Origin of the sequence: Sphingomonas chungangi (genome assembly GCF_013778325.1) — a bacterium.
Classification (GTDB): Bacteria; Pseudomonadota; Alphaproteobacteria; order Sphingomonadales; family Sphingomonadaceae; genus Solisphingomonas; species Solisphingomonas chungangi.
This window is the reverse complement of sequence record NZ_JACEIB010000006.1, coordinates 347,779-357,390: the sequence shown is the minus strand read 5'-3', so window position 1 is coordinate 357,390 and position 9,612 is coordinate 347,779. Positions and strand designations below refer to the sequence as shown.

Below are 9,612 nucleotides of genomic sequence, written 5' to 3'. Positions count from 1 at the left end.
AATGAAGCCAAGACGGTAAAAACGAGGCTCGTACCATCAGGGAAATGCCGGTGCCTTCGCGAAGCATATCCAGCGCCACTCCAGTAACGATAACCTCGAGCATCCGGCGGGAACCTCAACCTGCACGACCTGATCTCGCATATACGGCCTCGCGGGCCGCCATCGGAGAGATTTGTAAACCGCTGCGTCCGCCCCTAACCGGCCATGCTCAGCGAGAACCAGTCGACTGGCGACGGAAGCATAATAAGACGCCGATCGCACACGCGAGATAAGGCAACATCACATTCGCGCCCCTTATGCTCGACAAGACTAATCGATGTTGGTGCGCGCAGTGGCACGTATCGGGTACAAGCGTGTCGTCCGGGCACACCCCCTGTCGACCGGACCAGCTGGCGGATCGTCTCCCCCTTTCACGCACCGTACAGCAATCGTCGACCTCGCGAGGCGTCCGATCATTGGACGTGACAGGGCGCCTCGTTTTCTCCCGGGCGCGACCGCTTGAAAGGCGGTCCGATTGCCCTATTTCGCTGAAAATGCCTGAAGAGCAGAGAGCAGGATGTCCGAAGCCGTCTTCTATCGCATGTTCCGCATGAACGCCCTGACCGGAGATATACGCAGCCTGGAAGACTTCGAGGCCTGGTCGGACGATGAGGCGATAGGGCGCGCTCTCGACCAGGCTGGTCCCTATCGCATTGAGCTATGGCGAGACGGGCGCAAGCTCGCGGCGATCAGCGGAGCCGGCGGGCCCGCTGAGTTGACGATCGCGCCCGCAAACATCTGACCCGATCTCGCCGGCGCTTCTGTCAACGTTGTCCTGCGACGCCACGACGATGAGGCGGTCAAGGCCATCCCGGCGGGCGGCCAAATGCACCAGGAAACGGCAAACTTGCCCGATCTGTGCGCTGACAGCTCTCAGAGCCCGCTTGCGGGCGTCGGTTCTACGCAAGTGATGAAGCCGGCGGTGGGCGCGAGGGGATAACGTTAGCCGATTGAATGTGGGCGTCCGGCGAAACGCTGTCCGCGCGGCCCGTCGTTACGTAGCAGTCCTGAACTCAGAACTCGGCTGGAGGCGTTTGCGGAGCAGGCTCCGTCTGGGGCGGTTGGCTCGGCTGGACGTCGGGAGCACCCGGATCGGCGGGGGAAGGCACGGTTGGATCACTGGGAGCCGGTACCGGATCGTCGACGGGAAGGACGATTGGTTCTTCGGGTTGCGTTGCCATGGGGTCTCCAATGAAGCAGTTTGAAGGCTTAGCGCCTCTCGCGACACGAAGTTGCATGAACCACCACTTACAGCGGCGAAGCGACTGACGTTCCTGATAAAAGGACTTCTCGATTGAATGCCGCGACGGGTCGTATCGTTCGTCATCGTGGATTAGTGAGTGGCCGTTTTGACGGCGAGGCGGACACCTTGTGGTCGGCCAGGCGTTCAGCCGCCAAGGATCCAGGAGCACGCTCATGCAGTTCACGATCAACGGCCGCGCGTTTGAAGCTGATGTCGATATCCGGACATCACTTCTCGACCTGTGCCGCGAGCATCTTGACCTGACCGGCGCCAAGAAAGGTTGCGATCACGGGCAATGCGGCGCCTGCACGATGCTGATCAACGGCAGGCGCGTGAACTCTTGTCTGACATTAGCGGTCATGCATCAGGAAGATGAGATCATCACGATCGAAGGTGTCGGCGATCCCCAGGGTCTGCATCCGCTGCAGCACGCTTTCGTCCGGCACGATGCCTACCAGTGCGGATATTGCACACCAGGCCAGATTTGCTCGGCTATTGGCATGCTGGACGAAATCAAAAAGGGTTGGCCAAGCCATGTTTCGGCCGATCTGAGCTCGCCCGTCTTCGACGATCAGGAAATTTCCGAGCGGATGAGCGGCAATCTCTGTCGCTGCGCCGCCTATACCAATGTCGTCGACGCGATCCGTGAAGTTGCTGATAGCGCCGCGAACGACCGCACCGCCGACGAAAAGGACAAGGTGATGGCGGACGAGGTGATGGCATGAAGACCTTCGATTATCGAAAGGCTCTTACGCCCGAGGCGGCCGTCGAAACGTTCGATGGCGAAACCGCCCGCTTCATCGCGGGCGGCACCAACCTGCTCGACCTGATGAAGCTTCAGGTCGAAACACCGGATAAGCTGGTCGACATCAGTCGGCTCGATCTTGCAAGCATAGACGAGCGGGAGGACGGCGGTCTGACCATCGGCGCTCTCGTTCCCAACGCCGATCTTGCAGCGGATCCCCGAGTCATCGACCGCTATGAGGTTCTCAGCCGCGCACTACTCGCCGGCGCTTCGGGCCAGCTGCGCAACAAGGCTTCGACCGGTGGGAACCTGCTGCAAAGGACCCGCTGCTATTACTTCTACGACACCGGCTCTCGCTGCAACAAGCGCACCCCCGGCAGCGGATGCGACGCCATCGGCGGCGCCAATCGCATCCTCGCGGTGCTCGGCACCAGCGAGCATTGCATAGCGACCCATCCCAGCGACATGGCGGTCGCGATGCGCGCACTGGATGCGACGGTGCTGACGCTAAAGCGTGACGGCGACCGACGGCGCATCTCGATCCACGACTTCTACCGCCTGCCGGGGGACACGCCGCATATCGAGACGGTGCTCGATACCGGCGAACTGATCACCCACATCGAACTGCCGAAGCCGCCATCTGGCCGGCAGGCCTATCGCAAGGTCCGCGACCGGGCGTCCTACGCCTTCGCGCTCGTGTCAGTCGGGGCGGTCATCCACATTCAAGAACGCCGGATCGCCCGGGCGGCGTTCGCCTTCGGTGGCCTGGCCCCAATGCCCTGGCGAAGCCAAGCCGTCGAGTTGGCGCTGATCGGTAAGGCGCCGACGCGCGATACGTTCGAGGCGGCGGCCGATGCGCTTCTCGCCGAGGCGAAAGGCTTCGGCGGGAACGACTTCAAGATTCCGCTCGCCCGCCGAACTTTGATCGCGACGCTGCGCGATCTAACGGAGCACTGAGCATGGATCCGTTCACCAACTCCCTCACCATGGACAAGCCCTGTCCGCAGAGCCTGTTGGACACGGGCGTGCAAGGCTCGATCAGCCGGCCATTCGATCGCGTGGACGGCCCGAAGAAGGTTTCGGGCAAGGCGACCTATGCCGCCGAATATGATGTTCCGGATCTGGCCTACGGCTTTCTCGTCGGCTCGCGGATCGGAGCTGGCCGCGTCGTTTCGATCGATGCGGATGCCGTACGATCGCTCCCCGGCGTGATCGATGTCGTCACCGATTTTGACCGCTTCATCCGCGTCGCCGGCCAAGGTGGTGAAACCGAGGCGCCGACCCAAGGCGTCAAGACGATCACGTCGCGTGGAGAGATCATCGCGATCGTTGTGGCCGAAACATACGAGGCTGCGCGCGATGCCGCGCTCCAATTGCCCGTCAACTATGAACGGGAGGGTGGCGCGTTCGACTTCGCCGCGCATCGCAACGAGGCCAACGCGCCACCCGACGGCGTGACACCCGCCCATGCCAGTCAGGGCGATATCGAGAAGGCGATGGCGGAGGCTGACGTCTCGATCGACGTGACCTATGTCACGCCCAGCCAGAACAGTGCTGCGATGGAGCCGCACGCATCGATCGCGGTGTGGGAGCAGGACGGCTCGCTCACCCTCTATGGGGCATATCAGATGCCGACGTCCGATGCGTCGCAATTAGCCGACGCGCTGGGACTGCCGTCCGAGAAGGTCCGGATCATCTCCCGCTATATCGGCGGAGGCTTTGGATCGAAGCTCGGTATCGCGCCCGAGAGTGTCGCAGCAGCTATTGCCGCCAAGCAGATTGGCAGGCCGGTCAAGGCGGTGATGGCGCGTCAGCAGGTGTTCGAGGCGACGGTACGCCGCTCTAATACCGAGCAGCGCCTGCGGCTCGCCGCAACCGCGGACGGCACGCTGACAGCAATCGGGCATGAAAGCCTTGTCTCCAACCAGCCGGGCGAAGATTTCTTCGAGCCCGTCGGGATCGGCACGCACATGATCTATGCCGCGGAAAACCGGCTTATCACGCACGAACAAGTGCCCCTCAACTTCGTCCTGTCAGGGTCGATGCGGGCGCCTGGCGAGGCTGTCGGCATGGTCGGTCTCGAATGCGCGATGGACGAACTGGCTGAGCAGCTCGGGATGGACCCAATCGAACTCCGTCGGATCAACGACACGTCGATCGATCCCGAGAAGGGCGTTCCCTTCTCATCGCGCTGCCTGACCGGGGCGCTCGACGAAGGCGCACGGCGTTTCGGCTGGGACAGGCGACAAGCTCCGGCATCGCGGCGCGATGGCGAATGGTGGATCGGGATGGGAATGGCCTCCTCGGTTCGCGGCAACATGCTGATGGAATCGTCGGCCAAGGTCGAGATTCACCCAGATGGCAGCGCGACCGTGTCCTCGGCGATGACCGATATCGGCACCGGCAGCTATACGATCCTTGCCCAGATCGCCTCGGAGATCCTCGGCATTCCTGTATGGCAGATCAGCCTCTCGCTCGGCGACACCAACGATCCGCCGGCAGCTGGCTCGGGTGGATCATGGGGTGCGGGCTCATCAGGGTCCGCCGTCTATCTCGCCTGCGAGACATTGCGGGAAAAGCTGGCCACGGCGATGGGCGTCGAGACATCAGCTCTGACGCTCAAGGATGGACAAGCGATTGCCGCCAATCGCTCGCAACCGATTGGCGAGCTCGTCGGCGAGGGGATCGCCGCCGTCGGGAAGATCAAACCGGGCAAGCAGGAAGAAGAGACCACCCAGGCATCCTTTGGTGCGCATTTTGCTGAGGTAGCAGTCAATTCAGTCACCGGGGAAGTTCGTGTGCGCCGCATGCTCGGCGTTTTTGCAGCCGGACGCGTGCTCAACGCGAAGACGGCCCGCTCGCAATGTCTGGGGGGCATGACTTTCGGCATAGGGACGGCGCTGACCGAGGAGCTCGTGCACGATAGGCGAGACGGGAAGCTCGTGAACCGCGACCTCGCCGAATATCATATACCGGTGAATGCCGACGTCCCGCAGCTGGATGTCCACTTCCTGCGAGAACGCGATATCCATGCCAATCCAATCCATGCCAAGGGCATCGGGGAACTGGGCATCTCTGGCGCGGCGCCGGCCATTGCCAATGCGATCTATAACGCCTGTGGCATCCGGGTCCGCGATTTCCCGATCACTCTCGACAAGCTGTTAGCGAAACTTCCCGACCCGAATTGAGGAGCTTCGACACGAAACGAGAGCGTCGACCCGATCCTGAATCAGACGCCTCGTAACTAAGGGAAGACGACATCTCGCAGCGACGTCGGTGTGATCTTTATCGGTAACATCTGAAGACCGCCGCCGCTCTACAAGCGGTCGATCGGAGATCGGATCTTCCGGCATCGGAAAAAGGCCGGTCGATCCGGCAATTGGCTTGGGGCGCAGTCCTGCAGAACCTCTCCGGACACCTGCGAAGCATTTTATCGAACCTGCGAGCAGATTCATGGAACTCGTCATGAGCGAAATCACAGCGATGCTGATCCGCCGTGGCGGGAGAAGCGAAGTGGGCTGGCGCTTTGCCGGACCTCGTTGCGCAGGTATCTGCGAGAGGTACGAGAACATGGTCGATGAAACGAAGCAGCCTTGCCGGGTCGAAACGCGGCGATCCCATTTTAGGATCGCCGCGCGCAAAGGTAGTCAGGCCGGCTGGAGGTTTACCACGGCGGGCTTCGCGGGTGGCAGACCGTCCGACTTTTCCTGCGCTAGCAGTTCCTGCTTGCGGACGAGCATCCTGTCGCGAAGCGCCACGAGATCGACGTCCGTTTTGCGGCATTGCGCGAACATGCCCTCGCTTTGCGCCTCCTCCTCGTGGACATGGTGCTTGATCTCCTCCGAAAGCACCGTGACCTTTGCGTCGTAGAAATCAGCGTCAGGCGTCGACGCCTCGATGTCGTTGATCAGCACCTTGGCACCGTCATGCTCGACATAGGCCTCATCGAGAGTGTCGTCCTCGATCTTACCGCGGAAGGCGGGATAAAAGATTTCCTCCTCGATGATCGTGTGGATTTTGAGTTCGACACACACCTGGTGCGCAATTTCGCGCTTTCGTTCATTGCCCCGCGCTTTCTCGAACTTTTCGAACAGATCCTCGACCGTTCTGTGGTCGGCCTTCAATAGGGCAATCGCATCTGTGAACTGATCTGCCATGGTCCATCTCCCGGCTGCCACCCGCCTCACAAGAAGACGCGATCCCAGACCCTGTTCCAATTGAGAGCGATTCTCTCATGCGCGGGCTTCGATTACTCAACGAAGCCTAAAGGTGAAGTGATACTGCGGCACATTCGATCGAGACTTGGGCGGCAGTCTATCGGGAACTCCGACGCGCCTGCAGGAACACTCGTAAGGCTGACCTGCGACGGACGCCCAGATCCCGGCTGACGACATCCGGAAAAGCCTGTGCGCGAGCCAATGCTCCGTCGTCCGCCACCGATGCGCGGTGGCCTGAAGAGAGCGCCGGAATAAGGAGCGGACCGAGTAAATTCACCCCTCCGGCCCCTCAGACCTCACCGACGTTCCACGCTAACATTTGTTTGCATCCACCCAACATTACCGCGGTCCACCGCGCGAGATGCGCACGACGACGCAGGATTCTAACCCAGGGCAGTCAATATAGCGAGGCCGAGCAGGATACGTCTGCAAGCGTCGTCGTTCTGTCCCGATGCCATACGAGATAGATTCCCTGATCATCGGCGGCGGTCCGGCCGGACTGACAGCAGCCATCTATTGCGCGCGCTTCTTGCTCGGGACCGTCGTTGTTGATGCGGGCGGCGGACGAGCGAGCCGGATACCCAGAACGCATAACCATGCCGGCTATCCGGGAGGCATCCCCGGTCCGGACCTGCTTGATCGGTTCCGACGACAGGCGATCGAGAACGGAGCAAAAATCGAAGGGGGGCGTGTCACGCGCCTTACAGCCATCGAGAGCGGGTTCGAAGCCGTGACCGCTGATCGCACTTATCGAGCGCGCGCCGTGCTGCTCGCGACCGGCATCACCGACAGGCGCCCGGCCATGCAGGATGATCTGCACGATGCCGCGCTGGCAGCCGGTTTAATCCGCTACTGCCCGATCTGCGACGGCTTCGAGGTGCTTGACCGTGACGTCGCGATCATCGGCACCGGCGAGCACGGTGGGCGCGAGGCCACCTTCCTGCGCTCCTATTCGGCGACCGTTACCCTCATCGCGCCAGATGGCCCGCACGATCTTTCAGATGCGACACGAAGCGAACTGACGTCGAGCGGAATTCAGCTAATCGACGGTCCAGCGCGCGACTTCGCTATAGACGGAGCGAGACTTCAAGTTTCCACCGGATTGGGCGTGCGCGCTTTCGAGGCAATCTACCCGGCGCTAGGCGCCGAGATTCACTCCGACCTCGCCGTTGCGCTCGGAGCGGAAGCTCGCGACGGAGGTTGCCTGATCGTAGACGATCATGCTCGCACGAGCATCCCTGGCCTCTACGCCGCCGGCGATGTGGTGCTCGGACTCGACCAGATCAGCGGAGCGATGGGACAAGGCGCGCTGGCCGCCACCTCAATCCGAAACGATCTTGCCGACCGGAGTTGGAGGCTACGATAACTCATCGTCTGCCCGACAGCTTACCGGCCACGCGGCGGTTTTGATCTCGCTCAACTACCTGTTTTGTTAGCACATTGCGCCTAAGCCGCTCCAAGGAAGGAGCGTTTCATGCATCAGATCATCTACATCAGCACCGCACGCCCCGGCATCACGCAGGCGGATGTCGACGCCGTCCTCACCTCCTCGCGCGCCAACAATGCCCGCGATGGCATCACCGGCCTGCTGATCAGCGACGGGACCAGGTTCCTTCAGGCTCTCGAGGGCCAGCGCAAGCTGGTGGAGACCGCCTATGATCGCATTCGTCGCGATGCGCGTCATCGCGCAGCGGTGATCCTCTCCAGCAAGGACATCTCTGACCGACAGTTCGGCAGCTGGGACATGGCGTTCGGCGGCTTCGGAAAAATCCGGGACGGGGGTGCGCTGAGGGACGTCGTCGACCGCCTCGTGGCGGAGGTCAGGGATCCGAACACGCGAGCGCTTTTCTCCGGCTTCACGCGGATCGCGCGGAAGACTGCCGCATGAGGTTCGATGTCATGGCGAGGGCGGCGGATCTCGCGGCATCCCATGGACCCGACGTGGACGAGGCCATCCGCCTCTGGACCGCCGCCGGGGGGGCGAACGGCGACAGGAGCGCGCAGGCGTGGCTTTCTGTGGCTTTCATGTTTTCACGGCATCATCGAATCGACGTGCCGGAGTTTCCGTCGACCACATAGGCTGACGAGCGGTTTGCGCGGAGCCGCGCCATTGCTGACGGCAAGCAGTTAGCCGGATGTTGCCCTGCTCCTCCTCCGGCACATCGTCATCGGGCCCATAGTAAAGTTTGGCACACCATGCGGAGGCGACCGCCCTCTAGCGTCAGGTCGTCGCGATAAGCGTCCCCCACGAGAGCGATCGTGTCATAGCTGCAATCCTCGAAATACATGCGGTGCACTTCGTCCCGGCCGGTGCCGTAGACGATCGGCCGACTTCGACCAGGTCGATGCCATCTTACACATCCTGCACGGCCGGAAGGTCGTTTACAACACGGCGCCGCGCAGCGCCATATCGCCATTCTCGGCGCCCGCGCGGCGAAACGCCATCATCTCCGCATGGGCCGTCGCATCACGGAGCTCCTCGGTGCGTTCAGCTCGATCGCGATCGCGCGTCCGGCGTGGACGATGAGTACTCCGATGGACGACGGACGCGGGCCATCGCCGCGCTCGGCCGCGATCCCGATCGCCTCGCGCATCCACCGCTCGCACTGCTCGCTGAACATGGCCCTCCTCCTTATAGGACAAGCCGAGCAGAGAGAGAGAGAGAGAGAGTCCCGCCGTTCCCGGCGCACTCATGCCGATGATCGCAGGAACCTGCCGCAATGGACCGAATTGATCCTTGATGCCGCGCAAGCTCAAAGTCTACCGAACGCCCATCGGCTTTCACGATGCCTACGTGGCTGCGTCCAGCCAGAAGGCGGCGCTCGAGGCCTGGGGTAGCGATGCCAACCTCTTCGCCCGCGGAATGGCGGAGCTTGTCACCGACGAGGAGCTGACAAGGGAGCCGCTCGCTAATCCTGGGAAGGTGGTCAAGCGGCTGCGCGGGTCTGCCGAGGAGCAGTTCGCTGCACTTTCGCCCAATCGACCCCGGCGGAAGAGATCGGCACCTGTTGATGGGGACGACGCGCCATCAAGAGTAAATGGGCTCGCAAAGGACGGGAAGCCAGGGGGATCCGCGCCCTCCACGAGAACGAAGAAACTGGCGAAGCCCAAGCCATGGCCGTCGCGCGGGCGGCTCGATAAAGCCGAGACGAAGCTCGACGAACTGCTGCGCAGACAAAGCGAGGAGGATGACGATCTCCGCAAGCGCGAGCGCGCGCTCGCTCGTGAGCGCCGCGATCTCGAGCGCGCGCACCAGCGAGACCGCAAGGCTGCGGAACTCTTCGTCGAGAAGGAGCGCGATGCACACGCCGACGCGCTCTCCCGGTGGCGCGAGGATCAGTAGCAAAGCTACGGAACGACTCCTCCAC

9 protein-coding genes are annotated in these 9,612 nt (G+C 62.2%); 7 read left to right on the top strand and 2 right to left on the bottom strand.

Annotated features, from left to right (window positions below):
• Window positions 1-556 precede the first annotated feature (556 nt).
• The 4 genes from HZF05_RS10040 to HZF05_RS10025 all read left to right on the top strand — a co-directional run bounded on the left by HZF05_RS10040 (window position 557) and on the right by HZF05_RS10025 (window position 5,215).
• A complete protein-coding gene (locus HZF05_RS10040; protein ID WP_160365923.1) occupies window positions 557-781 on the top strand; it encodes a hypothetical protein in 225 nt (74 codons plus the stop codon).
• A gap of 674 nt (window positions 782-1,455) precedes the next feature.
• Window positions 1,456-2,007: a 2Fe-2S iron-sulfur cluster-binding protein gene (locus HZF05_RS10035; protein WP_160365922.1), complete on the top strand. Its 552-nt coding sequence runs from the start codon at window positions 1,456-1,458 to the stop codon at window positions 2,005-2,007.
• Window positions 2,004-2,984 (top strand): FAD binding domain-containing protein, encoded by a 981-nt coding sequence (locus HZF05_RS10030; RefSeq protein ID WP_160365921.1) that lies wholly within the window; start codon window positions 2,004-2,006, stop codon window positions 2,982-2,984. Before HZF05_RS10035 ends, HZF05_RS10030 begins: the two co-directional genes overlap by 4 nt.
• Window positions 2,985-2,986: 2 nt before the next feature.
• The gene (locus tag HZF05_RS10025; protein WP_160365920.1) at window positions 2,987-5,215 is read left to right on the top strand and encodes a xanthine dehydrogenase family protein molybdopterin-binding subunit; all 2,229 of its coding nucleotides are present in this window, start codon (window positions 2,987-2,989) and stop codon (window positions 5,213-5,215) included.
• A gap of 459 nt (window positions 5,216-5,674) precedes the next feature.
• Here HZF05_RS10025 and HZF05_RS10020 read toward each other — a convergent pair whose 3' ends face one another.
• Window positions 5,675-6,184 carry a hemerythrin domain-containing protein gene (locus tag HZF05_RS10020; protein ID WP_160365919.1) on the bottom strand — a complete coding sequence of 170 codons (510 nt, stop codon included), beginning with the start codon at window positions 6,182-6,184 and terminating at the stop codon, window positions 5,675-5,677.
• 511 nt (window positions 6,185-6,695) lie between these two features.
• Between HZF05_RS10020 and HZF05_RS10015 the strand changes: the two genes are divergently transcribed.
• On the top strand, window positions 6,696-7,610 hold the full coding sequence (locus HZF05_RS10015; RefSeq protein ID WP_160365918.1) for an NAD(P)/FAD-dependent oxidoreductase: 915 nt from the start codon (window positions 6,696-6,698) through the stop codon (window positions 7,608-7,610).
• A 108-nt stretch (window positions 7,611-7,718) separates the two neighbouring features.
• Window positions 7,719-8,132 carry a BLUF domain-containing protein gene (locus HZF05_RS10010; RefSeq protein WP_160365917.1) on the top strand — a complete coding sequence of 138 codons (414 nt, stop codon included), beginning with the start codon at window positions 7,719-7,721 and terminating at the stop codon, window positions 8,130-8,132.
• Window positions 8,133-8,688: 556 nt separating this feature from the next.
• Here HZF05_RS10010 and HZF05_RS22295 read toward each other — a convergent pair.
• On the bottom strand, window positions 8,689-8,865 hold the full coding sequence (locus HZF05_RS22295; protein ID WP_343046868.1) for a hypothetical protein: 177 nt from the start codon (window positions 8,863-8,865) through the stop codon (window positions 8,689-8,691).
• A 119-nt stretch (window positions 8,866-8,984) separates the two neighbouring features.
• Between HZF05_RS22295 and HZF05_RS10000 the strand changes: the two genes are divergently transcribed.
• Complete coding sequence (locus tag HZF05_RS10000) at window positions 8,985-9,587, top strand: hypothetical protein (protein WP_160365916.1); 603 nt, start codon at window positions 8,985-8,987, stop codon at window positions 9,585-9,587.
• Window positions 9,588-9,612 lie beyond the last annotated feature (25 nt).

What these genes read in the sequence shown, in the direction of transcription:
- HZF05_RS10000 (WP_160365916.1), top strand. Translation starts at nt 8,985, where the DNA reads ATGCCGCGCAAGCTCAAAGTCTACCGAACGCCCATCGGCTTTCACGAT.
- HZF05_RS10030 (WP_160365921.1), top strand. Translation starts at nt 2,004, where the DNA reads ATGAAGACCTTCGATTATCGAAAGGCTCTTACGCCCGAGGCGGCCGTC.
- HZF05_RS10035 (WP_160365922.1), top strand. Translation starts at nt 1,456, where the DNA reads ATGCAGTTCACGATCAACGGCCGCGCGTTTGAAGCTGATGTCGATATC.
- HZF05_RS10015 (WP_160365918.1), top strand. Translation starts at nt 6,696, where the DNA reads ATGCCATACGAGATAGATTCCCTGATCATCGGCGGCGGTCCGGCCGGA.
- HZF05_RS10010 (WP_160365917.1), top strand. Translation starts at nt 7,719, where the DNA reads ATGCATCAGATCATCTACATCAGCACCGCACGCCCCGGCATCACGCAG.
- HZF05_RS10025 (WP_160365920.1), top strand. Translation starts at nt 2,987, where the DNA reads ATGGATCCGTTCACCAACTCCCTCACCATGGACAAGCCCTGTCCGCAG.
- HZF05_RS22295 (WP_343046868.1), bottom strand. Translation starts at nt 8,865, where the DNA reads ATGTTCAGCGAGCAGTGCGAGCGGTGGATGCGCGAGGCGATCGGGATC.
- HZF05_RS10040 (WP_160365923.1), top strand. Translation starts at nt 557, where the DNA reads ATGTCCGAAGCCGTCTTCTATCGCATGTTCCGCATGAACGCCCTGACC.
- HZF05_RS10020 (WP_160365919.1), bottom strand. Translation starts at nt 6,184, where the DNA reads ATGGCAGATCAGTTCACAGATGCGATTGCCCTATTGAAGGCCGACCAC.